Source organism: Candidimonas humi, assembly GCF_019166065.1.
GTDB classification, from domain to species: domain Bacteria; phylum Pseudomonadota; class Gammaproteobacteria; order Burkholderiales; family Burkholderiaceae_B; genus Candidimonas; species Candidimonas humi.
This window is the reverse complement of the sequence record NZ_JAHTBN010000003.1, coordinates 497,294-523,585: the sequence shown is the minus strand read 5'-3', so window position 1 is coordinate 523,585 and position 26,292 is coordinate 497,294. Positions and strand designations below refer to the sequence as shown.

Genomic DNA, 26,292 nt, shown 5'->3' with positions numbered 1-26,292 from the left:
CCCTGCAGGTCAAAGGTCTTCGGAACCGAGCAGCATCTCGGTCAGGCCGCGGCCGGCCTTCACCATCGGCCAGACGTTTTCGGTCTGGTCGGTGATGAAATCCAGGAACACCAGGCGGTTTCTGTGCTTGCCGAACGCCTCGCGGATCGCCGGCTCGACGTCGGCCGGCTTGTCGATGCGCAGGCCGACGTGGCCATAGCTTTCGGCCAGCTTGACGAAATCGGGCAATGCGTCCACGTACGACTCGGAATAGCGCGAGCCGTAGTCGATCTGCTGCCACTGCCGCACCATGCCCAGGTACCGGTTGTTCAGGCACAGGATCTTGGGCGTCAGCTTGTACTGGCTGCAGGTGGACAGTTCCTGGATGTTCATCTGGATCGAGCCCTCGCCGGTGATGACGGCGACCTCGCTGCCCGGATTGGCCATCTGCACGCCCATGGCGTAAGGCAGGCCCACGCCCATGGTGCCCAGGCCGCCGGAATTGATCCAGCGCCGCGGCTCGTCGAAACGATAATACTGGGCAGCCCACATCTGGTGCTGGCCCACGTCGGAGGCGACGAAGGCATTGCCGCCCGTCACGTCCCACAGGGTCTCGATCACGGACTGCGGCTTGATGACCTCGTCGGACGGTTCGTACTTCAGGCACTGGCGGGCGCGCCAGGTGTCGATCTGTTCCCACCACTTGGCCTGCGCCGCCTTGCCGGCGGCCGAGGGGCCCTGGCCCTGCTCGGTGGCCTGGCGGTAGAAGCTGTTGAGCTCCTGCAGGACGTCCTTGACGTTGCCGACGATAGGCACGTCCACGCGCACGCGCTTGGAAATCGACGAAGGGTCGATGTCGATGTGAATGATCTTGCGCGGGTTCTGCGCGAAATGCTTGGGATTGCCGATGACGCGGTCGTCGAAGCGCGCGCCCACGGCCAACAGCACGTCGCAGTTCTGCATGGCCATATTGGCCTCGTACGTGCCGTGCATGCCGGGCATGCCCACGAAATGGCGATCGCTGGCCGGAAACGAGCCCAGGCCCATCAAGGTGTTGGTGCAGGGCGCGCCCAGCATATCGACCAGTTCGCGCAGTTCCGGCGCCGCGTCCGACAGCACCACGCCGCCGCCCGCATACACCATGGGGCGCTCGGCGGCCAGCAGCATCTGCACGGCCTTCTTGATCTGGCCCTGGTGGCCCTTGACCACCGGGGCGTATGAGCGCATGTGCACCTCGCCCTTCTTGGGCACGAACTTGCACGGCGCGACCGTGATGTCCTTGGGGATGTCCACCAGTACCGGGCCGGGCCGGCCGGTGCGCGCGATGTAGAAGGCGCGGCGCATGGTTTCGGCGAGATCCTTGACGTCGCGCACCAGGAAATTGTGCTTGACGCAGGGCCGCGTGATGCCCACGGTGTCGCATTCCTGGAAGGCGTCTTCGCCAATGGCGTAGCTGGGCACCTGGCCGCTGATGATGACCAGCGGAATCGAGTCCATATAAGCCGTGGCGATGCCGGTGACGGCATTGGTGACGCCGGGGCCGCTGGTGACCAGCGCCACGCCCACCTTGTTCGACGAGCGCGAATAGGCGTCGGCCGCATGCACGGCAGCCTGCTCGTGGCGCACAAGAATGTGCCTGAATTTGTCTTGCTTGTAGATTGCGTCGTAGATGTACAGCACTGCGCCGCCGGGATAGCCGAAAACGTGTTCCACGCCTTCTTCGGCCAGGCAGCGCACGACGATGTCGGCGCCATTGAGTTCCATGTTGTATTCCTTTCATGACCGGCGCTGCCGCCCCGATCGGCCATTGAAGGCCAGAGCCGGGCCGGTCGCGGCAACATGATCCGGCGCTTTATGGCTCACGGAGCCATGCCACCCGGACACCTTGCCGTCCCGACACGCACTCGTCGAAACGCAGCACGCGCGTTCAATCGAACGCGGGAGGTAGAAATGGACGCCTTGGCAACACACGCTTGTGGCGCGGCCAACGGCAAATTGTCAGTGTCCTGTTGCATTCTTGCACTGCACAGGAATGCAACAGGACACTATAGGCGCAAAAAACCGGGCGGATAGCCCGGAGTACGAAGCCTGGGCGAGGCCGCCCGGGATAGAGGGGCGGTCCGATAGCGGCTACTTTACCGCGTTGCACAAACGGACGCAAATCGAGGCCCGCCGCGCCGCCTGGGCGCAAGCCAGGCCGCCGTCTTGCCCGAACCGCCCGCCGGGCGCGCCCCGACTCGCGCGCCGAAGCACCCCGCCTACGCGCCTCCAACGCGGCCATCCTCCTCTATACTTGGCATGTCCACAGTTTCCCCATGGGCCCATGGCACCTCGCGTCACGCAACTGCAACGCTTTTTCTACAGCCACTACTTCTTCGGCGGCCTGCGGCAGTCCCTGGGAGTGCTGCTGCCGGCCCTGGTCCTGATCGGCGTCTTCCATCTGTACGCCGTGGGCGTGATCATCGCCATCGGCGCGGCCTGCGTGGCCATCATCGACCAGCCTGGGGGGCCGCGCCGCAATCGCCGCAACGAAATGCTGGGCGGCTTGCTGCTGGTGCCGCTGACCGCCGCCGTGACCGGCCTGGCCTCGCCGCATCCGGTGCTGCTGTGGTTCGTCATCCCGGCGATGTGCTTCGGCTTTTCGATGCTGACGGTATACGGCAAGCGCGGCGGCCTGATCGGCTTCGCCTGCCTGCTGATGATGACGCTGACCATGCGCACGCCGCTGGACTATTCCCAGGTGCTGCAGCACACCCTGTATTCATTCCTGGGTGGGGTGTTCTATTTTGTGTTCAGCTACATGGTCAGCCTGCTGCTGTGGTACCGCGAAGAACAGCAGGGCCTGTCGGTGGCGCTGTTCGCCACCGCCGACTACATGGCCGCGCGCTCGCAGTTCTACGATATCAATATCGACCTGGACGCCTGCTACCGGCGCCTGATCCACTTCCAGTCCGTCATGACCGAAAAGCACCAGGCCGCGCGCGACCTGGTGCTGCGCGAGCTGCCGCGCGGCGGCGACGGGCGCGGCGAGCGCCACCGGGTGATGCTGCTGAACATCTTCATCGACATGATCGACCTGCTCGACAGCCTGGTGGCCACGCACACCGACTACGCCACGCTGCGCCGCCGGCTGCCCGACAGCGACGTGCTGATTTTCGCGCGCGACGCCCTGTACAAGCTGTCGACCAACCTGGCTACGCTGGCCCTGAACATCGCGCGCAACAAGGGCGCGAGCACGCGCAGCAGCGTGCGCGCCGAACTGCGCGCCATCGAATACGAGCTGGAGCAATACCGCAACCGCGGGCTGGCCCGCGAAGAACCCGAAGTCTACGCCCTGCTGGTGCAGATCCTGCGCCGCCTGCGCAACGCCACGCGCGTCATCGAACGCATGGCCGCGCGCACGCGCGGCGACGCGGGCAGCGAAGAAAATTCCCGCCGCCTCGACAAATCGCTGACCCGCTTCCTGTCGCGCCAGGAGCTGCGTTTCGGCATGATCACCAGCAACCTGCGCCTGAGCTCTTCGCACTTCCGCTACGCCCTGCGGGTGACTATCGCCACGCTGATGGCCATGACCGCGACCACGGTGCTGTCGCTGATCCTGCAGATGGAAGACATCAAGATCGATCTGACGGCGCACAGCTACTGGATCGTGCTGACCATCATCATCGTGATGAAACCCGGCTTCGCGCTGACCCGCCAGCGCAACGGCTGGCGCCTGATGGGCACCGTGATAGGCTGCGTGCTGGGCATGCTGCTGTTCACCGTCACGCACAACCCCGAGCTCTACCTGGCCGCCATGCTGCTGACGAGCATACTGGGCTATGCGCTGGTGCAGGTCAACTACACCCTGGCCGCCATCTTCAACACGCTGTTCGTGCTGATCGTGTTTCATTTCCTGACGCCGGGCACCACCTTCGTGGTCGGCGAACGGCTCGCCGACACCCTGCTGGGATGCGCCCTGGCGCTGCCCTGCAGCTATATCCTCCCCTGGTGGGAACGCAACGCCATGCGCCCGCTGGCGCTGGCGGCCCAGCGCGCCAACGAGGAATACCTGAAGACGGGATTGCAATACGCGGCGCTGCAACGCCAGGCGCAGGCCGCGGCGGACGCGAACGCCGCTACGACGGACGCCACGGCAGATGCCGCGTCGCAGGGCGGGGCAGCAGCCGGAGCCGAGGTGGCGTCCGCTGGCCCTGCATCCGCCGATGCCGCCGCAAGCTCCCCTCCTGCCGCAGGCGTGGACGCCGCAGCCGAATCCAAGGCGCGCGACATGCAGTTGCAAGATGCCGAACTAGCATGGCAACTGGCCCGCAACAATGTGCATATTGCTTTCGCCAATTTCGCGGCGGCGTTCTACCGCATGATGGACGAACCGGCCAGCCACCAGAAGAATGTGCCGGAACTGAACAATATGCTGATCCAGAACCATGTGCTGGCTTCGCAGATCAGCGCCGCCATTCCCATACTCGGCAGCCTGCATACGGTGCCCGAGGGGGTGCAGAAATCGCTGGAAGCGATCGAGAGCCTGCTGGCAGGCCGCGACGCCGAGGCGCCCGCCTCGCTGGAAACCGAAGGAGAACTGGCCGCCCTCGCCTATCCGCTGCGCCAGATGGCCAAGGCCGCGCAACTGATACATCGGGAAATTCTGGCCGTGCAGGCCTGAGCACTCAGCGGCCGAACCCTGGCGGCGGCAATGCGCCGCGCCGGCGAGCTGTCCGATGCCTGGTCGAAAAAAAACGGCCCGGCCGCAGCGCCCCTTGCCGGAGAAGCTGCGGTCGGGCCGGTACGCCCGGCATACTAGCCCGGCGTACTGCGTGCCATGCAGGCCCTAAGCCTCGGGCCGCCGGAACACCAGGCGATCGGGCGTGGATTCCTTGGCCGCGTAGGCGTAGCCATCGGTCTTGAAATGCCGCAAGGCGCCGGGCTCGTCGATGCGCTTGTCGATGACATAGCGGGCCATCAGGCCGCGCGCGCGCTTGGCATAAAAGCTGATGACCTTCCAGGCGCCGTTCTTCTGGTCCTGGAACACGCACTGCACCACCTTCGCCTTCAGCGTCTTGAGGTCGACCGACTTGAAATATTCTTCCGAGGCCAGGTTCAACAACACCCGATCGGCCTGCTTGGCCAGACGCTTGTTCAGGTACTGGGCGATCGAACTGCCCCAGTAATCGTACAGATTCTGGCCATGCGCAGTCGCCAGGCGCGTGCCCATTTCCAGTCGATATGGCTGCATCAAGTCCAGCGGCCGCAACACGCCGTACAGGCCGCTGAGTATCGCCACATGCTCCTGCGCCCATTCGAGCTGCTCGTCCGACAGGCTCGAGGCCTGCAGGCCTTCGTAAACGTCGCCATTGAAGGCCAGCACCGCCTGGCGCGAATTGGCGCGCGTGAAGCGCGGTTCCCATGCGCCGTAGCGTTCCACGTTCAGGCGCGCCAGCGCATCGCTCAGGCTCATGAGCTCGGCCACTTGCGACGCGGACTTCTTTTTCAGGACATCGATCAACCCCGCCGCCTGCTCGACGAACAGGGGTTTGGTGTGCAGCGTGGTGCGCACAGTCGAGTCGTAGTCCAGCTTTTTGGCCGGAGACAATACCAGCAGCATGATGTTGATTTCCTTCCGTATCCAGCGGAGCGGCGTATCGGGAACCCCGGCCGCCAGGCCGGAGCTGCAGCGCCGCCACCCGGCGGCATAGCCCCCGGACGCGCACAGGGCCGCGCGGCCGGCGGCGCCGTGCTTTGTTATCGAGCCGTCCAGCCGCCATCCAGCGACATCGTGGTGCCGGTCATCTGCGCGGCGGCATCCGAAGCCAGGAACACCGCGGCCCCGCCCAGTTGCTCGGGCGTGACGAACTGCAGCGAGGGCTGCTTTTCGACCAGCATTTCCTTGGCGGCCGCCTCGACCTCTATGCCTTTTTCCTTGGCCATGGCCTGGATCTGTTTTTCGACCAGGGGCGTGCGCACCCAGCCGGGGCAGATCGCGTTGCAAGTCACGCCATTGCCGGCATTTTCCAGCGCCGTGACCTTGGTCAGGCCCACCACGCCGTGCTTGGCCGCCACATAGGCCGACTTGAAGGGCGAGCCCACCAGGCCGTGCGCCGAGGCGATATTGATGATGCGCCCCCAGCCCTGCTTCTTCATGTGCGGCAGCGCTGCCGCCGTGCCATGGAATACCGCCGACAGGTTCAGCGCAATGATCATGTCCCAGCGCTCGATGGGGAAATCTTCGATCAGGTCGGTATGCTGGATGCCGGCGTTATTGACCAGGATATCGATGCCGCCCAGCGCCTTGACCGCGTCTTCGATGAAGGCGCGCGCCTCCGGCCCCTTGGACAGATCAGCGCCTACATAAAAAGCCCGCACCTTGAATTCCTGCTCGAGCCCGGCGCGCTCTTTCTCGATGGCCGCGGCGTCGCCGAAGCCATTGATCACCACATTCGCCCCTTCGGCGGCCAGCGCGCGCGCAATCGCCAGCCCGATACCGCTGGTGGAACCGGTGACTACCGCGTTTTTACCTTTCAGCATGATCCGTTCCTTTTTCGTGAACCTTGGATAGGCTTTCTCCGGGCGCTTGCGCAGAGCTCGCAAGCGCGGAAAGCCGCCGGCCTATTGTAGCCGGGCGTCATGGCCATGCTTTCGGGAATGCTGGATGGGAAATTGCCTGGAACCGCGTAGTACGTAGTACGGTCAGTGGCGGACAGGGTGTCCTTGATGTTCTTGGTTTCCGCCGCCTGCACGCGCGCCGCGGTGGTATTGATGCCTGGGCCAGTGCGAACGGTAGCCGGCGTGCCGTGAAGGCGTCGATCCTGCGCGAGATCGCTTTGATATTCGAGGTGATCTTGATGTCGAGCATGGCGCAAGACATTCGGCCCCGCGAGTCCGAAGACTCAGCGGGGCGGGGAAGGCCTTGGCAGGCCGAGAGCAGACAGCAGAAAATCTATCGCCCGGAGATCGGCCCGCGCGGCCTGCCGAAGCAGGGCTTCAGCCACACTCATGAGAGGCCGAAATAAATGTATTGTGTATTCTTGTGTATTGTGTATAATTACACACATGAACAGCGCAGACCTTATCAAGCAACTGAAAGCCGACGGCTGGTATCTCGTACATACCGTTGGGTCACATCATCAGTTCAAGCACCCAACCAAACCCGGTAAGGTCACAGTGCCACACCCCAAAAAGGACCTGCCCCTGGCAACACAACGCAGCATCCTCAAACAAGCCGGCCTGCGATAAGCGGGCCAGGAGAGAACCAAATGCTCTACCCCATCCACGTACATAAGGACCGCGACAGCGCCTATGGCGCGTCCTTCCCTGACTTCCCTGGCTGCTTTGCTGGTGCCGATGAATTGCAGGAGCTGCCCCGTGCCGCACAGGAGGCGGTCGAGGCGCACTTCTATGGCGAAACCGAGGCAATCCCCAACCCCAGCGCTCCCGAGGCCTGGAAAGACCATGAGGAATTCGAGGGAGGCTTCTGGATGATGGTGGATATCGATCTATCCAAGGTCAACACCAAAGCCGTACGCCTGAACATCAGCCTGCCGGAGAATTTAGTACACCGCATCGACGCCGTGGCCAAGGCTCAGCGTCTGTCGCGCTCCGCGTTCCTGGCAAAGGCTGCGGAACGGGAAATGGCAGAAGCCTGACTTCAGCTCACCCGCACCCAGCCGGTGCCGGGCCGGTAATTGAACGGATCCATCACACTAAGCGCCAGCACCTGCCGCGGCGAGGCTCAGGCTATGGTTTGGTGGTCTTCACTTCTGCTCTTGACTGTCACAAGAAAAAACCCGCAAAGCCAATGACCATGCGGGTTTCCTCAGAGATTGGCGGACAGGGTGAGATTCGAACTCACGATACGGGAGAACCGTATACCGGATTTCGAGTCCGGCGCATTCGACCACTCTGCCACCTGTCCTTGGGTATTGCGGAGGCCGCCTCGAAATGGTGCAACGTGCGCCAGCCATGGCTGCGCAGGCGCTGCGCCGAAGCGTCGGGCCGATAAAAAGAGTCCGCCATTATAGCAAGGAAAAAAATTCCTGCTGCCGGCCCCCTTGGGCCACTCTCAGGCAGGCGGATCGGCCCGGTTTGAGCCCAGGCCTCCTGTGCCGCCCGGGCGCCGCAAATGCCGCCCGCGCTGCCTGCCTATGGCCGTAGTGTCCAAGCCACGGACGTCGGCCGGTACGACGCCGAGCGCGTCCGCGCTTGCGCGGGCATTCTTCCTGGGCGGAATGCGTGCAAGAGCCCCCGGCAGAAAAAATAAATATGCGAAGACTCTGCCCCGGGCAAGCTCAAGCGCCCGTTTTTCGGATATAAATTGAATGCAAACTGAGCAAATCTGAGTAGAATGTTTCTTGCGAAGCCGTAGAGCCTTCCCAGCAGACCAAAGGACAGGAATTGGAGCGCGACATGGGCAATCTGAAAATCCAGAAGCAATTGCATCGAATCAATGCCGCCTACCAGCAATGCATGGATGAAATGCAAGCGCACGGCATGGACACCAATGCGTTTGTCGTGCTGCAAATCGAGCGTTTCGCTTTGACGGGCCTGTTGCTGGAACAGATCGGCTGTTTACGCGCCGAAATCGAGGCGCTCAGCCAGTCAAACATGAACGGCATCAAACCCGAAACAAGCCGGGCGCCCCACCAGCATACGGCGGTTCTCGCCAGGTAACAAGCGCGCCGTCATACCGTCGGCGTTCGCCGCACGGTGACGAGCTCCCTAGCCCAGAGGCCGCCGTGCCAGCCCTGCCAGGCTATGCCTCATAATCGGGATTCGGCGATCCGCGTGCCACACGATTCCGCCTTCTCTTCGGGCACCGCTCTGAATCTCGGTTTCCCACTGCATCTATAACGAAAAATCTAAAACAGCAGCAATGGAATCGTTGCTTATTGAACAAAAACTGCAATAATTATCAATTAGTGTTAAGTTACATACTGCCACATAGGTTTCCGGCTAGGCTATACATCTAGGCTATACATATATACGCTCCACACGGGCAGGATCTCCAATGAACGATCTGGAAATTGAGCTGCAGCGACAATTTCAGCGCATCGGCAAGGCTCAAGAAGACTGGCTGATAGAACTGCGCCGGCACGGCATAGACACCAATGCCGCCGTGCTGCTGCACGTAGAGCGATTTGCGCTCGTCAGCGGTCTGATCAAGGAAGTCCAGGCCCTGCGCGCCGAAGTCAAAAAACTGCAAGACCCTGCGTCGGACCTGTAGCAGCGCGAGCCGCCTGCAAGCCTCCATCACGGGCAAGCAGCAATCCTCGGCATCCGTCTCCGGCAAAGGCCGCGGCGGGTATCGAATCCGCCCTATTCCGCCACATACCCCAGCAAGCGCGAGATCTGCTGCGCCACGCGCACGATCGACGGGCCTATATCCTTCATCTGGCGCGGCTTGAGTCTTTCGGCCGGCCCCGAAATACCAATGGCGGCGATGACCGCCCCCGTGGCGTCGCGGATGGGCGCGGCCACCCCGCAGACCTGTTCGCGCCATTCGCCGCGATTGACGGCATAGCCCTGGCTGCGGATGCGCGCCAGTTCGGCGTCGAGTTCGGCGGCAGAAACAATGCTGTAAGGCGTGTAGGCATGCAAGGCCTGCTCGATGCGGGCCACGGCTTCGTCCTGCGCCCAGGCCAGTTGCGCCTTGCCGGTGGCCACGCACTGCGCGGGCGCACGGCCGCCCACTGTGGAATACGCGCGCACCGGCTGCGGGCTGTCAATCTTGGCTATGTACAGGACCTCGGCACCGTCCAGCACCGACAGATGCACAGTCTCCGAAGTCTCGGCGGCCAGGGATTCCAGGAAGGGCTGCGCCACCTGGCGCACGTCGAGCTGGCCCAACACGTACGAGCCCAATTCCCAAAGCTTCATGGTCAGCTCGTAGCGGCCGGTTTCGGCATTCTTGCGCGCAAAGCCCTGATGCACCAGGCCCTGCAGCAGGCGGTGCACATTGCTCTTGGTCAGTTGCAGCGTGGTGGCCAGTTCGGTGACGCCGCAGGCCTTGCCGCTGCGCGCCAGGGCTTCCAGCAGGGTCAGGCCTTTGAGAAAAGTCTTGTCCATAAGCGATCGTGCCCGCGACGGCATGCCGCGGCGTGACGTATTCTACAGCCCGACACCTCATTCCAGGCCGAGCCGCGTCGGCGGCTTGCCATGGGCCCGTGCCCCGAATCGGGGCCTGTCTTATATAGAGCCCCGCGCGGCTGCGCGCACACCGCGAACCACATTGTCGACCACCGTGGAGGCCATGCCGACATAGTTGGCGGGGTCCAGCGCCCTGTCGAGCTCCGCGGGGCTCAGGGCTTGCATGATCTCGGGGCTGCGGGCCAGAACGGCGCGCAGGTCGTCGTCCCGCTCGAGGGCCTCGTTGCACAGGGCCGACACCACGCGATGCGCGTGTTTGCGCCCCAATGCGGGCGCAAGCGCCATCATGACGCTTTCGGCCATGACCTGCCCGCGCGTGACGTCGATGTTCGCCCGCATCCTCTCGGGAAACACTTGCAGTCCTTCTAGTATTGTCGCCATTTGCTTGAGCGCCGCATGCGCGTGCAGAAAAACCTGCGGCACGGCGATGCTTTCGAAGTGCCCCTGCCAATCGCGATCGTAATCCTGCACCATCGCATCCAGCGCGGGCGCCACCTGCTGCGCGGCCATGTGGCCATGCATGATGACCAGTTCCGACCCGACCGTATTGTGTTTATGCGGCATGGCGGAACTGGTGCCGCGCGCGGCCCCGGCGGGCTCCCGGGCTTCGCCGACCTCGTTGCGGGTCATGACGACCAGCGTCTTGCCTATGCTGGCGGCGGTGCCGGCAATCGAGGCCACTGTAAAAACGATCTCGGCAATTCGGTCGCGGGACGCGTACCAGGAAATTTCCGGCGCCCGCAGGCCGAGTTCGGCCATGAGGGCCTGCTGTACATCGAGGCCGCGCTCGCCCAGCGCCGCCAGCGTGCCCACCGCGCCCCCGAACTGGCCTACGGGAGGCTGCTCGCGCAGGCGGGCAAGCCGGTCGCGCTGCCGCGCGGCCTCCGACAACCAGATAGCGGCGCGAAACCCGAAAGTCGTGGGCAGCGCATGCATGCCGTGAGTGCGGCCTATGGTCACCGTGTCGCGATGGCGTTCGGCCAGCCGCAACAAGGCGGCTTCGATGCGGCCCAGCTCGGCGGCGATCAGTGCAAGAGCTTCGCGCAACTGCAGCGCCAGCGCCGTGTCGGTAATGTCGCGCGTCGTCGAACCCCAATGCAGGTATTCTCCTGAAGCGCCGCAAGCTTCCGACAATTGCGTCAAGAACGGCAGCACCGGGTAGCCCACCGCCTCGACGTCGCGGCCCAGCCTGTCCCAGTCCACCGAGAAGGCCCGGGCGCCTGCGGCGATATCGGCATAGGCCTGCTCGGGGATGATGCCCAGCTGCGCCTCTACTTTGGCCAACGCAAGCTCGATCTGCAAGTATGCGGCTATGCGGCGCTCGTCGGAGAATACGGCGCGCATCTCGTCAGTGCCGAACAGCCTTCCCACTACCTTGGAGGTAAAGACGGACATGGCGGATTCCTGTTTTACTCTGCTGGCTTCCTGCAGCCATACACCGGCGCAGCCGCCGGACATTTCCCGAAGCGCGTTGCCGGCAGCGGCCGGCGCAAAGGCCGCCGCTACAGGCTGCGCGCGTCATTGCTGGTGTATATGGGCCGCGTGAATGACATCCCGCCAACGGGCTATGTCTTCGGACAAGAAATGCTTGAAGTATGCAGGCGACTCGTCCAGCGGCGTGGTGCCGAGGTCTTCGAGTTTTTTCCTGAAGGCGCCGCTGGCCACGGCCTTGTCTATGGCCGCATTGAGCTTCTGCACCACCGCCTTGGGCATTCCTGCAGGACCCAGCACGCCATACCAGGCCGCCACGTCCATGCCCTTGACACCCGCCTCTTCCATCGTGGGGATTTCGGGCACGACCGGCGAACGCTTCGCCGCGGTAATGGCCAGGCCCTTGAGTTGATGATTGAGAATATAGGTCTTGGCGCTAGGGATGTTCATGAAGGAAAAATCGACCTCGCCGCTAAGCACCGCGGTGATCGAGGGCATGGTTCCCTTGTAGGGGATATGCATCGCGTTGATGCCGGTCTTGAGCTTGAACAGCTCGCCCGACAGGTGTTGCGTGCTGCCGCTGCCAGATGACGAAAAATTCAAGGCGCCGGGCCGGCTCTTGGCGTAGGCGATGAGTTCCTTGACCGAGTTCACCGGCAAGGCCTTGCGCACCACCAGCAAGTTGGGGCTTTCCGCGAACACGGCAATGGGCGCGAAATCCTTGACCGGATCGTAGTCGAGCTTGCGATAAAGGCTGGTATTGACGGCCAGCGCCGAAGAGCTCACCAGCAGCGTATAGCCGTCGGGCTTGGAGTGGGCTACATACGAGGAGGCAATATTCTGTCCGGCGCCGGGCCGATTTTCCACGATCACCGACTGTTTGAACGCCTCGGAAAGTTGCTGCTGTATCAGGCGTGCCATGATGTCGGCCCCGCCGCCCGGCGTATAGCCCACCACCAATTTGATCGGATGATCGGGATAGGCGTCGGCCGCGGCCGCGTATGAACCCGACAAGGAAAGCAGCAGGGCCAAGCCGGCTGCCGCAGTAGTAAGCCTCGACATGCGATGTCTCCTTCGCGTTGGTATGGCCCCGACGGCGGGTCAGCTACGCAGCCCGGGCGGATTGCCGAATCCAGATGCGGTGCCGTGTCACCGGCAAGTGTTTTACAATTTAGAACGCGAATCTGAATTATGAAATAACATAGATGAACCGACGATGCGTGTCAACCATGAAAATCGCATTCTTGACAACATCGGCGAGGCAGCCCTATGATTCGCCAATCCCATATTGCAACACAATGTTCTATATATTAGAACAATAAAAGCCAACATAGTCGGCCAACAGTACAGGCAAGCGCCGCGTCGCGGCGCCTTCGGGGCCGGCCCCGCACTCGGAGTAGAGATGTCCCTCGCAAGACTCAAGGAATTCGTGCAAGAAGCCACTCGTGTCATGGACACGGTGTCCGGCGATCGAGCCCGAATGAATGCAACGAAACCGCTGCTGGAACGGCTCATCGCCAACGATGACTGGCTGCCGGACGCTTTCGCGCAACCGCACCCCCAGTACTATCAGCAATACCTGTTGCACTGCGACCCGCAAGAACGTTTCTGTGTCGTGAGCTTCGTCTGGGGACCCGGGCAGCTCACGCCGGTGCATGACCACATGGTATGGGGCCTGGTGGGCATGCTGCGGGGTTCCGAGACCTCGACCCGCTATGCCAAAAGCGGCCAGGCCTTGCGCGCAGGCGCCAGCGCCACGCTGCTTCCCGGCCAGGTGGAAACGCTGCTGCCCGAAGACGGCGACATCCATGTGGTCAACAACGCCCTCCAGGACCAGGTTTCCATCAGCATCCATGTCTATGGCGCGAACATAGGCAAGGTGCGGCGGCACACATTCGACCCGGCCAGCGGCGCCGCCAAAGAATTCGTGTCCGGCTTTTCGTCCGGCGTGCTGCCCAATTTCTGGGCCTGAGCCCCATACTGCCCCGCAACAAGGAACATTCATGAGCGCTTATGTAATAGACAGCGAACTTTTTCGCGACCAGTTCAGCACCGAGGCCACGCGCAATATATTCAGCGACCGGACAACCGTGCAGCGCTGGCTGGACGTCGAGGCGGCACTGGCCAAAGTCCAAGGAAGAATGGGCATCATCCCGCAGGCTGCCGCAGAAGAAATCCAGAGCAAGGCCAAGGCCGAACTGATAGACCTGGCTGCGCTCAAGGCCGAAATGGATCGCACCGCCCATCCCATCGTGCCCTTGTTGCGGGCGATGAAGCAATTGTGTGCAGGCGATGCCGGCGAATACATACATTGGGGCGCAACCACGCAGGACATCATGGATACGGGCACGGTATTGCAGGTACGCGATGCCCTGGACGAAATCGAAGTGGCGCTGCGCACCGTGCACCGCAATACCGTGGCGCTGGCGGCGCAACACCGCGACCTCATCATGGTCGGCCGCAGCCACGGCCAACAGGCGCTGCCCATCACTTTCGGCTTCAAGGCGGCCACCTGGGCCGAAGAGATACGCCGCAACCTGGAGCGGCTGTCGCAGATGCGCCAGCGTGTGCTGGTAGGCCAGTTTTCCGGGGCGGTCGGCACCCTGGCCGCGCTGGGAGACCAGGGCGTTGCCGTGCAAGAAGCACTATTCAAAGAACTGGGCCTGGGCTGCCCGGTCATCACCTGGCACGTGTCACGCGACGGCATCGCCGAACTGGCCAGCGTCCTGGCCATTTGCGCCGGCACGCTGGGCAAGATCGCCCATGAGGTCTACAGCCTGCAAAAAACCGAAATCGGCGAACTGGAAGAACCTTTCGCGCCCGGCAAGGTCGGCAGCAGCACCATGCCGCACAAGCGCAATCCCCCCGCCTGCGAAACCGTAGTGGCTCTGGCGCGCATCGCGCGATCCACCGTGCCGCTGGCCATCGAAGCCATTGTCACCGAACACGAGCGCGACAAGATGGTGCTGCAGACCGAGCGCGAATTCATCTCCAGGCTGTGCTGCGTCACCGACGCCGCCGCCAAGAAGATGGCCTTTGTCACCGGCAATCTCAGCGTGCGCGCGAACAATATGGAAAAGAACCTGTACGTGCAAAACGGCCTGCTGTTGTCCGAGGCGGTGATGATGAAGCTCAGCGACACCATGGGCCGCCAGGAAGCGCATGAAATCGTGTATCGCATCTGCATGGACGTATTCGAGCGTGGCGGCACGCTCAAGGACGCGCTGCTGAACGACGCCCAAGTGCAAGGCCGCATCACCGAAGCCGACATCGACGCCATGCTCGATCCGCACGCCTATACCGGCCAGGCAGGCGTGTTCGTGGATCGCGTGGTCGCCGCGGGCACATCGCCGGCCGGTGCGGCCGCAGCCGCGTAGCAGGCTGCCCCCGCCGGGCTGCCGTGTGTGCGGGTCGGCCCGCAACGGCTGGCAGCCCCCAGACTTTATCTTCGGCAAGCTTGGCCTGCGGTCCGGCTTGCCACCCGAATCAGCACGGAAGCTATCCATGGATGTAAACAAGCAAGGGCTGCTTGGCGGCGTAAGAGTCGTCGAGTTCTGTCAAATCGCCGCGGGGCCGTTTTGCGGCATGCTGCTGGCCGACTACGGCGCGGACGTCCTGAAGATCGAGCCGCCGCAAGGCGACGGATTGCGGCAATGGCCGCCTATCCAGCAAGGCTACAGCGAGAACTTCGCGTCCTTGAACCGCGGCAAGCGCTCGGCCTGCCTCGACCTGAAGAACGAGGCCGACCGCGACCTGGCGCGCAGTCTGGTGCTCGAGGCCGACGTACTCGTGGAAAACAACCGCCCCGGCGTCATGGACAGGCTCGGCCTGGGCTGGGACTGGTTTCGCGAACGCAAGCCCGAGCTGGTGTATTGCTCGATTTCAGCCTATGGGCAGACGGGGCCGCGCGCCGGCGAAGGCGGCTTCGACCTGACTATCCAGGCCGCGGCCGGCGTGATGAGCGTAACCGGCGAGCCCGACGGAGAGCCGGTCAAGTGCGGCGTGCCCGTATCGGACTTCACCGCCGGCCTGTACGGCGCATTCTCGATCGCCGCGATGCTGGCGCGGGTGCGCGCAGGCGGTGCGGGCGGCCACATCGACGTGCCGATGTTCAGCACTACGCTGGCGATCGCCGCGCTGCAAACCAGCGAATACTTCGGTACCGGGCGCAATCCGCGCAAGCTGGGCTCGGCGCATCCGCGCAATGCGCCCTACCAGGCGTATCGGGCGCGCGACGGATGGTTCGCCATTGCCGCGGGCAACAACAAGCTGTGGGCCTCGGTATGCCGGGTGGTCGGACACCCCGAGTGGGCCGGCGAAGAGCGCTACGGCTCGAATGCGCTGCGTGCTGCGCACCAGGCCGAGATCAAGCACATGCTCGACCCCGAATTCGCGCAACGCGACACCGGCCCGCTGCTGGACGAATTCCGCGCCGCGGGCGTGCCTTGCGCGCTGATCAACGGCTATGACGACGCACTGGCCGATCCGCAGGCGAAACACTTGCAACTGACGCTCGCGCTGACGCTGCCCGGCGGCCACCAGACCCGCACAGTGGGCAATCCGGTGTGGATCAACGGCGCGCCGGTACAAGTGGACCTGGATCTGCCCGAACTGGGCCAGCATACGCAGGCCCTGCGCGAACACTCCGCCGCCTGGAAAGGGCCGCGATGACGAAAACGCAACAGGCGCAGAAGGACCAGGCGCAAGTGACGCAAATCCAAGCGACAGCAGCGCCGGGCGCACAAGCGCGCGCACAAGCGCCGCAAGCGCCCGCCGCGGCCCCGGCGCGGCTGCAGGTCGCCGATGGCGTGGCCACGCTCTGGCTGGAACACGACGAACGCGGCAACGCGCTATCGGCCGCCATGGTCGAAACTTTGCTGCCCCTGGTGCAAGCGGCCGGCGCCGACATCGCCGTACATACGCTGCTGCTGCGTTCGCGCGGCCGGCATTTCTGCACCGGCTTCGACCTGGGCGACCTGGAAACGCAAAGCGACGGCGACCTGCTGGCCCGCTTCGTCCGTATCGAGATGCTGCTGGACGCCATCTGGCGCGCCCCGATGCGTACCATCGCGCTATGCGCCGGCCGCGCCTGGGGCGCCGGCGCCGATCTGTTTGCGGCCTGCGACCTGCGGCTGGCCGTGCAGGGCAGCCGCTATGCCTTTCCCGGCGCGGGCTTCGGCCTGGTGCTGGGCACCCGGCGCCTGGCTGCGCGGGTGGGCATGCAGCGCACCCACGCCCTGACCTGCGAAGGCGAAATACTGGACGCCGCACAGGCCTTGCAAGCCGGGCTGGCCAGCCATGCGGCCGCCACCCCCGAAGAGGCCGAGACCTTGCTGGCCACCCTGAGCCGCCCCCCCGCCGCGCCCCGCGCGACCGTGGCCGCCCTGCGCGCGGCTGCCCTGGCCGATACCCACGGCGATGCGGACTTGGCCGCCCTGGTGCGCTCCGCCGCCGAGCCAGGGTTGAAGCAGCGCATCACGCAATACCGTCAGGCCCAACTGGCGAAGACGGCAAGATAAAACTGCCGTCCCCGTTTCGCCTTTGCCTCGAACGGGCCAAGCGTGGCCTCCTCGTTCCCGTGGAGGGCTACGCCTAGAAAAGAACTCCGGCCTTATGGCGAGGGCTCTTCGCAACGCTCATGCGTGTTCCCGCGGTTGGATTTTCGCCAGCACATCGGCCAGCGCGTCCTTGGCCCGCGCCTGATCGAAACTCAATTGCAAGCCGGTCCAGAATTCGTCCGAGGTGCCAAAGTAGCGCGACAGGCGCAGGCCGGTATCAGCCGTCACAGCGCGCTTACCGGCAATAATTTCGCTAATCCGCCGCTGTGGCACCCTAATATCTTTGGCCAGGCGATATTGCGTGATGCCCATCGGCTTCAGAAATTCTTCCAGCAGGATTTCGCCAGGAGTGGGATACGGTACGGTACGCATAATCATTTCCTAATGGTAGTCCACGATCTCGACGTTTTCGGCATCGCGCCCTGTCCAGACAAAACATATGCGCCATTGGTCGTTGATCCGGACGCTGTGCTGCCCCTTCCTGTCGCCTTTCAATTGTTCGAGCCTGTTGTTCGGCGGAATGCGCAAATCGTCCAGGCGTGCCGCCCGGTGCAGCATCGCCAGCTTACGCATCGCCACCGACTCGATATTCACAAACCGGGCAATACGCGTACCGTTGTACATCGCTTCGGTATCGTTGCAGGCGAAGGACTTGATCATACGGTGATAGTAACGAGCCACAATACTAACGTCAAGCGATACTATTTTGTCACGCCTACACAAGCCAGGCCGCTGCGGGCGCCCCATCAGTCAGCGAGGGATGTTCCCCGCGATAGGTTTGCAATATGATTCCGGGCATGAAATCCCTCATCGCTAACAACTTAAAACCCCTGGCACTCTGCCTGCCCTTATGCCTATGCCTGGGCGTCCCTGCCGGCGCGGTCACCGTGCATTCACTGGACCAGGTGCGCGGGGCGATCAAGAGCCCGGAGGGGCGCGCCGCCTTCGACCAGCAAATAGGCGGCGTGCCGCAGCCCGACGGGTTCGGCACGCAACTGCCGCAAGGTTTTACCAAAGAACTGCTGCTTGCGCAGCTCGCGCCCGGGCAAGACCCGAAACGCCTGACTCTGGCGGGCGCCAAGCCCTGGCCGCAGCAAGCGCAATCCTATGTGGCCATCGTATGTCTGGCCACCACACCCGAGCAGGCCAAGACGGAACTGCACTACGACCCCAGCTCGTGCAGCGGCGACGACGATACGCCCCACGAGGTCTGGTTCGGCGTGTACACGCGCGATGCCCAGGGCGCGCCGCGCCTGGTCGCACGCACTCAGGCCCCCGTCGACACGCCGGTAGACTGGAGCGACACCGATATCGATGCGCCGCAAAGCATAGGCAACGACCCGAAAACCGGGCGCGCCGAGGGCATGCCGCAAAGCTGGCTGCGCTTCGATTTCGCGGCCTATCGCCTGCGCGGCAAAGACTATGCCTTCGGTGTGCGCACCGGCTGGTCCGAAGGCTACGCCGGCGGCGGCGCTTCGTTCGAGGCGCTATACCTCTTCCTGGTGGACGGTGCGAAGCTGCGAGTGGTTTTCGCGCAGCCCATGATGTACACGAAAATGCTGGCCGGCGACTGGCACAAGGATGGCACACGCGACCATATCCAGACCGACGCGAGCAATGTGCTGTCCGTGCTGAACGGTACCAGCGATGGCTTTCACGACTTGCGCCTGCAGCAACGATCGGGCAAGTGGCGCCGCAACTTCCGCTGGTCGCCAAGCCAGCAGCGCTACGCCGCAGTCGGGAAGTAAGCTCGCCTGCGCGCTCCATCCACGGACATCCCGCGGGGCTTGACACTGCCTGACAGTCATTTTGTATCTCGATGTATTGAAAAGACTGGCGATTATTGTTTTATGGGCGGAAAATCACAGTCCATAAATGATCTACACGCAAGCAGGAGGTGGATGGCTCCCTCGACGTAATCCGGCAGCACACGGCCTCGGCGGGCCGGCGCAGCCGACTGCGGCACCGCCTGCTCCCTGCTCTTCGGCAGAGAGCACTACATCCGACTGGTCGGGCCGCAGCACGCCACGCCATGCCGGGGCCGGACAGGCAAACTCTACGATCGCTTACATGTCCGCGTAGCCGTCCGGCGTTTCGGCGTTACATTTTCGCCCGTGTGGACATTGCGGACACATCGACGTTCGACATCAAGATCAACAGGAAAGAGGTTTACGAGCATGAAGACATTCATACAAGCATGTACCTTTGCCGCCGGTGCGCTGGCGCTGACGCTGGGCATGGCGAGTTCACCCGCGCAGGCGGCGAGCACCTCGCCCGCAGCGGCTCCGGGCGCTACGGCCCTGTGCAAGGATGGCACCTCATACAGCGGCGCCAGCAAGCGCGGCGCCTGCTCGGGCCACAAGGGCGTCAAGGAATGGTATGGCGCACAAAGCGCACCCAAGCCCACCGCTCGCGCCGCGGCTCCGGCGGCCCCCGCCGCACCGGCCGCGGGTGCTACCGCCCTGTGCAAGGACGGCACGTCCTACAGCGGCGCCAGCAAGCGTGGCGCCTGCTCGGGCCATAAAGGCATCAAGGAATGGTATGGCGCCCAAAGCGCGCCCCAAGCCGCAGCCCGGCCGGCGGCCCCGGTAGCCCGCAACACAGCGCCCTCGGCCAACGCCCCGGCCATGCGCCAGTCCGCCCCGGCGCCCATGGCTGCCGGCGGCGGCGCCGGCAAAGTGTGGGTCAACACTGAAAGCAAGGTCTACCACTGCCAGGGCGACCGCTGGTACGGCAAGACCAAGAACGGCCAATACATGAGCGAATCGCAAGCCAGGTCGATGGGCGCACGCGCCGATCACGGCAAGGCCTGCTCGTAAGGCCGCAGCAGCAACAAGCCTGCGGGGTCACATGCCCCGCAGGTCGTACCACAAGCGGCCTATCCACTCATGCAGGGCGGTATTCGACAAACCTAGCCCGCTCATCTGCGGGATATAGTCCAGCAGCCCCATCACCGGCGGCGTATCGAAGCCGGTGGGCGCGGCAATCACCCTGAAACCCGCGCGCTTGAAACTTTCCAGCGCCCGCGGCATGTGCGTAGCGCTGGTCACCAGCACCACCGTATCGATCCCCTGCGAATGCAGCAGGCTCCAGGAATAGCGCGCATTTTGCGCGGTATTCTGCGAGCGGCCTTCGGCCCAGCGCACCGGTACCCGAAACAAGCCGGTAAGCTCGCGCCGCATCACATCGGCCGAGGATACGCCCTCCACCGGGATGCCTCCCGAAACCAATATCGGCAAAGCGCTGCGGCAATACAGATACGCCGCATAGCGTATGCGTTCCAGCGTGGAAGGCCCCGCGGAGCCGCCGCCGTACTCGGCCTGGTGATAATCGATGTCGCCGCTGATGACGACGATGGCCTGGGCCCCCTGCAAGGGGCCGGATGCAATGGCCCGAGGGGCAGCAGGAGCGTCCGGCGCGGCAAGAAGCTCGGCCCCTTCCCCGCTTGCCCCGCAGACGCCGGCCACGGGCGGCGGCAGCGCTGCAGCGGCAATCGGGGGCACCGTTTCCACTGTGCTGACCAGCTTCTGCCCCACCACCGGCATGGCCAGCACCACCAGCATCAGCACGCAAACCCATAGCACGCCCAAGCCCCAGGCCCGGCGGCGAGTCTTCAACAGAAACAGGGCAAGCAGCAGGGCGAACAGCAAATTACCCGGGAACAGCAGGAACAGGGCAATGCTCTTGGTAAAGATGAGACTAGCCGACATCGATAATCGGGACGGCCTCCCGTCGATTTAAATGGGAATAATACATAAATCCCTATGGCACTCTGCGACGCGTGGGCCAGCGCGCATACGCAAAAACCCATAATGCCACGAGATTAATCAAAGGGATCACAGCCAATATCGCCAGCCAGGGGTTATAGCCGGCGCGACGCAACAGCTTCTGGGCCGGAACAACCAGTACAACTACGTAAATTATCGCAATAAATAGTTGCACGACAGACATAGCGACACCTCATTCTTCACCAAAGGGAATTGCAAGCATAAATGCGGGGATATAGTACATTTTTAAGTCGATCATCTACATTTAAATTGTGCTAAATCATGTTGCACATGTAGCGCTTTAGTGCGTGTATCGTACACGGCAGACGTTGCATATATATAAACAATATGCAGCGAAAATAAATGGATACGATACGACATTGGTAGAAATGAACGACGCACAAGACATACACGCGAGCGAAGCCCAATCTCATGACGGCACGAGTGAGCAATGCTGGTACGTGGCCTATACCAAGCCGCGCCAGGAACACAGCGCCGTGCAGAATCTGCAACGCCAAGGCTTCCATACCTATTTGCCGCTGTACAAGGCTGTACAAAAGCAGCCCAGGACGGCTGCCGCCGAACGTCCCGAGCAGCCCGCGACCAGCCAAGACGGCCAGGTTTCCGATGCCCAGGTCGTGTACCAGCCTATGTTTCCCCGCTACGTATTCCTGCGCCCCGCCCGTCCCCAGCAGTCGCTGGCCACCGTGCGCTCTACGCGCGGCGTCAACAACCTGGTGCGTTTCGGCCCCGAGCTGGCCACACTACAGCCAAATACCCTGGACGCCATACAACTGCTGGAGCAGCAACGCAACGAGGCGCCCTTGCAAACCATCAGTCCCTTCCAGCCCGGTAAACGAGTGCGCTTGTGCGAGCCCGGCCTGAATACGCTGGAAGGGCTGGTGCATTCAGTATCGGCCAAGCGCGTCACAATATTGCTACAGATTCTAGGGCGTCAGAAAACATTGCGGGTCGAGCACGGCCAGTTGGAACTGGTGGATTGAACATCGGGATTTTTGCCGTCAGGCCCCCAATAACAAGGCGATAACAGCGCAAGCCCAAAATAAAAATAGCCCAACTCCAAGCGCCGCAATACATAATCTGGCAAATCAATATGGCAACAAGCAGTCACAAATGCACGCAATCAAACCCATGGATCAGACACATGAGTGCAGGAATCGGCTACTACAATAGCAGCCGCTACACGACAGACGGCCCATTTTGTTTTTGGCGACGATAGCCAAAAACATTGCGGTAGCCTGCGCCAAATATAAATATCCCGGGGGAAACCCCATTACACATGCCGTCGGTCTCGGGGCTTTATTCGCCCTTCCGAGCATGCTGCCCTCCCCCCGACGAATACCACACAGCCACGCCTCGGGCATATTTCCAGTGCCTTGTACAGGCAAGTGAAATACCGGCCATCGTCTAACTTTCGCCATAGAAAAATATTCTTGATGACTAATTCGGCCCTTGCAAGACCTGTCGCCCTGCTGCGAGCCCCACGCCTGTTAATCAGCCTGTGTCTGTCCGCGCTGCTTTCCGCCTGCGCCCTGTCGCCAGGCATGCACATGGGTACGCCGCAGGACGTGCAGAAGCACATGGCCGAAGATCCGGCTCCGCCGGGGGCGCTGATTCCCATTACCTCCGAACTTATACAAAAGCAAGAAGCCGCACAGGCCCAGGAGGTCAAGGGCGACGTAAGGCGCCTGTTCGGCAAAGGCTCCGCCTACACGGTGGGGCCGGGGGATGTGCTTAACGTGATGGTGTGGGGACACCCGGAACTTGCCTTGATACCCGTGGCGTCGAATCACGCCACGGGGTCGCCCAGCCAGGCGGACGTAGGCAACGGCTACAACGTCAGCTCGGGCGGCTTCATTCAGTTCCCGTTCATGGGGGCCGTCAAGGTAAGCGGCCTTACCGAAAACCAGATCCGCGAGCTATTGACCAGGAAGTTGGCCAAGTACGTCAAGGACCCCGAACTCACGGTACGGGTGCAGAACTATCGCCACCGCCGCGTCTATATAGACGGCGAAGTGCGTAATCCGGGCCTGCAAGTCATGGACGATCTTCCCATGACGCTGCCCGAGGCGATCAACCGTGCGGGCGGATTCACCGAAGCAGCGGATCGCTCGTCCATCCTGCTGACGCGCCACGGCCACACCATACACATCGATCTGCCCGAACTCACGCGCCTGGGGGTCAACCCGAACCGGCTCATGCTGGCCAATGGCGACCTGCTGCGTGTCGTCAATCAGGACGAATCCAAGATCTTCGTGATGGGCGAAGTAGTCAGCCCCCATTCGCAGCAGTTGCGCGATGGCCAAATGACACTGACCGAAGCCATAGGCGAGGCCGGCGGCCCCAACCCCACGACATCCAATCCGAAACAAATCTATGTGATACGCAAGGGCCGGGACAACAAGGCGGAAATCTTCCACCTGAATGCCAAGTCGCCAACCGCGTTCGTGCTTGCGGACAGTTTCGCCATGAAGCCGCATGACGTGGTCTTCATCGACCCGGCGCCGGTCGTGCGCTGGAACCGCGTAATCAGCATGCTGCTACCCAGCTATGGCGCCGTCGTGACCACTACGTCGACGACCAATGCCGTAGCGAAGTAAACGCAAGCCGATGGACAAGATTCTGACCGTCTGCATAGGAAATATTTGCCGCAGCCCCACCGCGGAAGCAGTGCTGCGCCAGTTGCTTCCCCGAACAAGAGTATGGTCCGCGGGCCTCGCGGCGCTGGTCGGCCAGGAGGCCGACCCCCTGGCCCAGGCAGTCGCCAGAGAGCACCAGCTCAACCTGTCCGCGCATCGCGCGCAGCAGTTGGCCGGCTGGATGTGCACCGACGCCGACCTGATCCTGGTAATGGAAAACTCGCAGCGACAGGAGATCGAGCGCCTGTATCCCTATGCCCGCGGCAAAGTGCATTGCCTGGGCATCGCCAAGGCAGGCCAGCCGCCCGTCGATATTGCCGACCCTTACCGCCAAGGGCTGGATGCTTTCCAAACCGCTTACCAGCACATCGAGCTAGGGGCCAGGCAGTGGGCCCACCGCATCGAGCGCCTGAGCTGAACCAAGCGACAGGCCCCGCCACAGGCATGCCTGGCATCGCCAATACATCCACATACAAACGCCAAATAGAACCTTCAGCGACTGAATGAATACTCCACAAAACGCCGCGCCAGCCCCTCTTGCCGAAACTCAGGACTCGGACGAAATCGACGTCATAGGCCTGCTGGACATATTGCTGGACGCTCGCTGGCTGATACTGTCCGTGGCCGCCGTCGTGCTAGCCATCAGTGTCGCGTATGTGCTCCTGACCCAGCCCATCTATCAGGCGGACACATTGATTCAGGTGGAGCAGAGCCAAAACGACACCAGCACCCAGTTGACCGAACTGACTTCCCTATTCAGCGGGATGTCCCCCACCTCCGCCGAAATGGAAATCCTGCGCTCGCGCCTGGTGGTAGGCGGCGCAGCCGATGCCCTGCACTTGTACATCAACGCTGCGCCCGACTACCTGCCCTTCATAGGCCAATGGCTGGCCCGGCATGCATCCGGTCTTTCCAACCCGGGCTTCCTGGGCATGGGGGGATATGTGACAGGCACCGAATCCATTGAAGTGACTCAGTTGGACGTGCCCAAGGAACTTGAAGGCAAGGAACTGAAGCTGGTCGCAAGCAGCAAGGGATATGTGCTGAAGGACCCCGACGGCCGGATACTGGTAAACGGCACCGTGGGCAGTGTGAGCGAATTCACGGCAAAAGACGAACCTGGACGCATCCGGGTCGCCAGCCTCCAGGCCAAGCCAGGGGCGTCCTTTACCCTGGTGCGCCAGTCGCGCCTGGCCTCGATCGCCAACCTGCAGAAAAACCTGCAAATCAACGAACAAGGCAAACAATCCGGGGTAATCGCGGTCACCCTGAAAGGGCCGGACCCTGTGCATATCATGCGAGTGCTGAACGCCGTCGATACCGAATACGTGAAGCAAAACGTGGATCGCAAAGCCGCAGAGGCCGAAAAGTCCCTGAGCTTCCTGAGCACCTACCTGCCTCAATTGAAGAAAAAGGTGGACGAGGCCACCGCCAAGTACACCAAGTTCCGCGACCAGCATGGAACTTTCGACCTCACCACCGAGGGCGGATTGGCGCTGAATACATCCGTCAACTTGCAGAGCCAGTTGCTCGATCTGCAGCAGAAACGCCGCGGACTGCTGGCGCAATTCACGCCTGCCCACCCCAGCGTGCGGGTGGTCGACGAGCAGATCGCCGCCTTGCACAAGAAAATTACCCAGGTGCAGCAACGTATCAAGAAGCTGCCCGACCTGGAACAGCAGCTGCTGACCCTGATGCAGGACGTGAAAGTCAACGGCGACATGTACGTAAACCTGCTGAACAGTTCGCAGCAACTGAAGCTGGTCAAGGAAGGCAAGGTAGGCAATGTGCGGGTCGTGGACCCCGCCGTAACGCCCGAAAAACCCGTATGGCCAAGGCGCCTATTGGTTCTGGCCATTGCCTTGGTGCTGGGCCTGGTATTGGGCGCCATCATCGCCTTCATTCGCAATTGGCTGAACCCCGGCATCAAGGACCCCAGCGACATCGAGTCCGCGCTGGGCCTGCATGTATTCGCCACTATCCCCCATTCGGCCTCGCAGGGCCGGCTGCATGAACTGGCCATGAGCAAGGCGCCGGGCACTCATGTGCTGGCCGAGATTGCCCCGACGGAGCCGGCGGTGGAAAGCCTGCGCAGCTTGCGCACCGCCCTGCAGTTCGCGATGCTGGACGCCAGCAACAATATCGTGCTGCTCACCGGCCCGACCCCAGGCATAGGCAAGTCGTTTACCAGTGTGAACTTCGCGGCGATCCTGGGCGCTGCCGGCAAGCGCGTGCTGCTGATCGACGCGGACCTGCGCAAAGGCTACATCAACCAATATTTCGGACTCGAGCGCAACAAGGGCTACAGCGAGCTGATCAGCGGCAGCCTGCGGGCCGAGGATGCTGTGCATAAAAACGTGCTGCCCAATGTGGATCTGATCACCACCGGCATCGTGCCCCCGAATCCCGCCGAACTGCTGCTGTCCCAGGCCACCACACAAATACTGCGCGAGTTGTCGGCCCAATACGACATCGTGCTGCTGGACACCTCGCCGATACTTGCCGTCTCGGACGCCATGGCCTTGGCCCCTCACGCGGGGACCTTGTTCCTGCTGGCTCGCGCGCAAGCAAGCACCCTGGGCGAGCTCGAGGAATCGGCAAAACGCTTGCGCCAGGCCGGCGCCCATGTCAGCGGCGTGATCTTCAACGACCTGGTAGCCACCAACCGGCGCTACGGATCGAAGTACGGGAATTACCGCTATACCAACTATGAATACGGCACTCCCGGCTGACGGATCCCCCTAGGCATATCGATTC

The 26,292-nt window shown here is 62.6% G+C and carries 25 protein-coding genes and 1 tRNA gene; 16 read left to right on the top strand and 10 right to left on the bottom strand.

Annotation, left to right across the window (positions count from 1 at the left end; all coding sequences use genetic code 11):
• Positions 1-9: 9 nt before the first annotated feature.
• Positions 10-1,743, bottom strand: coding sequence for an acetolactate synthase 3 catalytic subunit (locus tag KVP10_RS09440; RefSeq protein WP_217964298.1), 1,734 nt, complete (start codon positions 1,741-1,743; stop codon positions 10-12).
• 559 nt (positions 1,744-2,302) lie between these two features.
• Here KVP10_RS09440 and KVP10_RS09435 point away from each other — a divergent pair.
• Positions 2,303-4,642, top strand: a complete 2,340-nt coding sequence (locus KVP10_RS09435; RefSeq protein ID WP_217964297.1) for an FUSC family protein — start codon at positions 2,303-2,305, stop codon at positions 4,640-4,642.
• A gap of 165 nt (positions 4,643-4,807) precedes the next feature.
• Here KVP10_RS09435 and yaaA read toward each other — a convergent pair whose 3' ends face one another.
• Both yaaA and KVP10_RS09425 read right to left on the bottom strand, forming a co-directional pair.
• Complete coding sequence (gene yaaA / locus KVP10_RS09430) at positions 4,808-5,581, bottom strand: peroxide stress protein YaaA (RefSeq protein WP_217964296.1); 774 nt, start codon at positions 5,579-5,581, stop codon at positions 4,808-4,810.
• A 137-nt stretch (positions 5,582-5,718) separates the two neighbouring features.
• The gene (locus tag KVP10_RS09425) at positions 5,719-6,501 is read right to left on the bottom strand and encodes a 3-hydroxybutyrate dehydrogenase (protein WP_217964295.1); all 783 of its coding nucleotides are present in this window, start codon (positions 6,499-6,501) and stop codon (positions 5,719-5,721) included.
• Positions 6,502-6,767: 266 nt separating this feature from the next.
• Here KVP10_RS09425 and KVP10_RS09420 point away from each other — a divergent pair, with 266 nt between their 5' ends.
• The 3 genes from KVP10_RS09420 to KVP10_RS09410 are packed head-to-tail and all read left to right on the top strand — an operon-like array spanning position 6,768 to position 7,619.
• Entirely contained in the window at positions 6,768-6,986 is a 219-nt protein-coding gene (locus KVP10_RS09420) for a hypothetical protein (protein WP_217964294.1), read from the top strand.
• Between the two features lie 40 nt (positions 6,987-7,026).
• Positions 7,027-7,209 (top strand): type II toxin-antitoxin system HicA family toxin, encoded by a 183-nt coding sequence (locus KVP10_RS09415; protein WP_217964293.1) that lies wholly within the window; start codon positions 7,027-7,029, stop codon positions 7,207-7,209.
• Between the two features lie 20 nt (positions 7,210-7,229).
• Positions 7,230-7,619, top strand: a complete 390-nt coding sequence (locus KVP10_RS09410; protein WP_217964292.1) for a type II toxin-antitoxin system HicB family antitoxin — start codon at positions 7,230-7,232, stop codon at positions 7,617-7,619.
• A gap of 178 nt (positions 7,620-7,797) precedes the next feature.
• Here the strand turns inward: KVP10_RS09410 and KVP10_RS09405 are convergent.
• Positions 7,798-7,888 (bottom strand) — tRNA-Ser (locus KVP10_RS09405).
• A 491-nt stretch (positions 7,889-8,379) separates the two neighbouring features.
• Between KVP10_RS09405 and KVP10_RS09400 the strand changes: the two genes are divergently transcribed.
• Entirely contained in the window at positions 8,380-8,643 is a 264-nt protein-coding gene (locus tag KVP10_RS09400; RefSeq protein ID WP_217964291.1) for a hypothetical protein, read from the top strand.
• A 337-nt stretch (positions 8,644-8,980) separates the two neighbouring features.
• Positions 8,981-9,196, top strand: a complete 216-nt coding sequence (locus KVP10_RS09395) for a hypothetical protein (RefSeq protein ID WP_217964290.1) — start codon at positions 8,981-8,983, stop codon at positions 9,194-9,196.
• Positions 9,197-9,288: 92 nt separating this feature from the next.
• On the opposite strand, the gene KVP10_RS09390 is transcribed toward KVP10_RS09395, so the two are convergent.
• The 3 genes from KVP10_RS09390 to KVP10_RS09380 form a co-directional block, all read right to left on the bottom strand.
• Positions 9,289-10,038, bottom strand: a complete 750-nt coding sequence (locus KVP10_RS09390; RefSeq protein ID WP_217964289.1) for an IclR family transcriptional regulator — start codon at positions 10,036-10,038, stop codon at positions 9,289-9,291.
• Between the two features lie 120 nt (positions 10,039-10,158).
• Positions 10,159-11,514 (bottom strand): class-II fumarase/aspartase family protein, encoded by a 1,356-nt coding sequence (locus tag KVP10_RS09385; RefSeq protein WP_217964288.1) that lies wholly within the window; start codon positions 11,512-11,514, stop codon positions 10,159-10,161.
• A gap of 123 nt (positions 11,515-11,637) precedes the next feature.
• Complete coding sequence (locus tag KVP10_RS09380) at positions 11,638-12,612, bottom strand: tripartite tricarboxylate transporter substrate binding protein (RefSeq protein ID WP_217964287.1); 975 nt, start codon at positions 12,610-12,612, stop codon at positions 11,638-11,640.
• Between the two features lie 340 nt (positions 12,613-12,952).
• On the opposite strand from KVP10_RS09380, the gene KVP10_RS09375 reads away from it, so the two are divergent.
• The 4 genes from KVP10_RS09375 (at position 12,953) to KVP10_RS09360 (ending at position 17,069) form a co-directional block, all read left to right on the top strand.
• Complete coding sequence (locus tag KVP10_RS09375) at positions 12,953-13,522, top strand: cysteine dioxygenase family protein (RefSeq protein ID WP_217964286.1); 570 nt, start codon at positions 12,953-12,955, stop codon at positions 13,520-13,522.
• A gap of 31 nt (positions 13,523-13,553) precedes the next feature.
• The gene (gene purB / locus KVP10_RS09370) at positions 13,554-14,927 is read left to right on the top strand and encodes an adenylosuccinate lyase (RefSeq protein ID WP_217964285.1); all 1,374 of its coding nucleotides are present in this window, start codon (positions 13,554-13,556) and stop codon (positions 14,925-14,927) included.
• Between the two features lie 127 nt (positions 14,928-15,054).
• Entirely contained in the window at positions 15,055-16,221 is a 1,167-nt protein-coding gene (locus tag KVP10_RS09365; protein WP_217964284.1) for a CaiB/BaiF CoA transferase family protein, read from the top strand.
• Positions 16,218-17,069: an enoyl-CoA hydratase/isomerase family protein gene (locus KVP10_RS09360; RefSeq protein ID WP_217964283.1), complete on the top strand. Its 852-nt coding sequence runs from the start codon at positions 16,218-16,220 to the stop codon at positions 17,067-17,069. Before KVP10_RS09365 ends, KVP10_RS09360 begins: the two co-directional genes overlap by 4 nt.
• A 117-nt stretch (positions 17,070-17,186) precedes the next feature.
• Here the strand turns inward: KVP10_RS09360 and KVP10_RS09355 are convergent, their stop codons facing one another.
• Positions 17,187-17,480 (bottom strand): HigA family addiction module antitoxin, encoded by a 294-nt coding sequence (locus KVP10_RS09355; RefSeq protein ID WP_217964282.1) that lies wholly within the window; start codon positions 17,478-17,480, stop codon positions 17,187-17,189.
• A 9-nt stretch (positions 17,481-17,489) separates the two neighbouring features.
• Positions 17,490-17,768, bottom strand: a complete 279-nt coding sequence (locus KVP10_RS09350) for a type II toxin-antitoxin system RelE/ParE family toxin (RefSeq protein WP_217964281.1) — start codon at positions 17,766-17,768, stop codon at positions 17,490-17,492.
• A gap of 137 nt (positions 17,769-17,905) precedes the next feature.
• Between KVP10_RS09350 and KVP10_RS09345 the strand changes: the two genes are divergently transcribed.
• Positions 17,906-18,856 (top strand): hypothetical protein, encoded by a 951-nt coding sequence (locus KVP10_RS09345; protein ID WP_246600505.1) that lies wholly within the window; start codon positions 17,906-17,908, stop codon positions 18,854-18,856.
• Between the two features lie 429 nt (positions 18,857-19,285).
• The gene (locus KVP10_RS09340) at positions 19,286-19,927 is read left to right on the top strand and encodes a DUF3761 domain-containing protein (RefSeq protein WP_217964280.1); all 642 of its coding nucleotides are present in this window, start codon (positions 19,286-19,288) and stop codon (positions 19,925-19,927) included.
• Positions 19,928-19,954: 27 nt separating this feature from the next.
• On the opposite strand, the gene KVP10_RS09335 is transcribed toward KVP10_RS09340, so the two are convergent.
• Entirely contained in the window at positions 19,955-20,818 is an 864-nt protein-coding gene (locus tag KVP10_RS09335) for a YdcF family protein (protein ID WP_217964279.1), read from the bottom strand.
• A gap of 446 nt (positions 20,819-21,264) precedes the next feature.
• Here KVP10_RS09335 and nusG point away from each other — a divergent pair, with 446 nt between their 5' ends.
• The 4 genes from nusG to KVP10_RS09315 all read left to right on the top strand — a co-directional run bounded on the left by nusG (position 21,265) and on the right by KVP10_RS09315 (position 26,267).
• Entirely contained in the window at positions 21,265-21,879 is a 615-nt protein-coding gene (gene nusG / locus KVP10_RS09330; protein ID WP_217964278.1) for a transcription termination/antitermination protein NusG, read from the top strand.
• A 567-nt stretch (positions 21,880-22,446) separates the two neighbouring features.
• On the top strand, positions 22,447-23,496 hold the full coding sequence (locus KVP10_RS09325; protein WP_246600504.1) for a polysaccharide biosynthesis/export family protein: 1,050 nt from the start codon (positions 22,447-22,449) through the stop codon (positions 23,494-23,496).
• Between the two features lie 10 nt (positions 23,497-23,506).
• Positions 23,507-23,953 carry a low molecular weight protein-tyrosine-phosphatase gene (locus KVP10_RS09320; RefSeq protein WP_217964276.1) on the top strand — a complete coding sequence of 149 codons (447 nt, stop codon included), beginning with the start codon at positions 23,507-23,509 and terminating at the stop codon, positions 23,951-23,953.
• An 85-nt stretch (positions 23,954-24,038) separates the two neighbouring features.
• Entirely contained in the window at positions 24,039-26,267 is a 2,229-nt protein-coding gene (locus tag KVP10_RS09315) for a polysaccharide biosynthesis tyrosine autokinase (RefSeq protein ID WP_217964275.1), read from the top strand.
• Positions 26,268-26,292 lie beyond the last annotated feature (25 nt).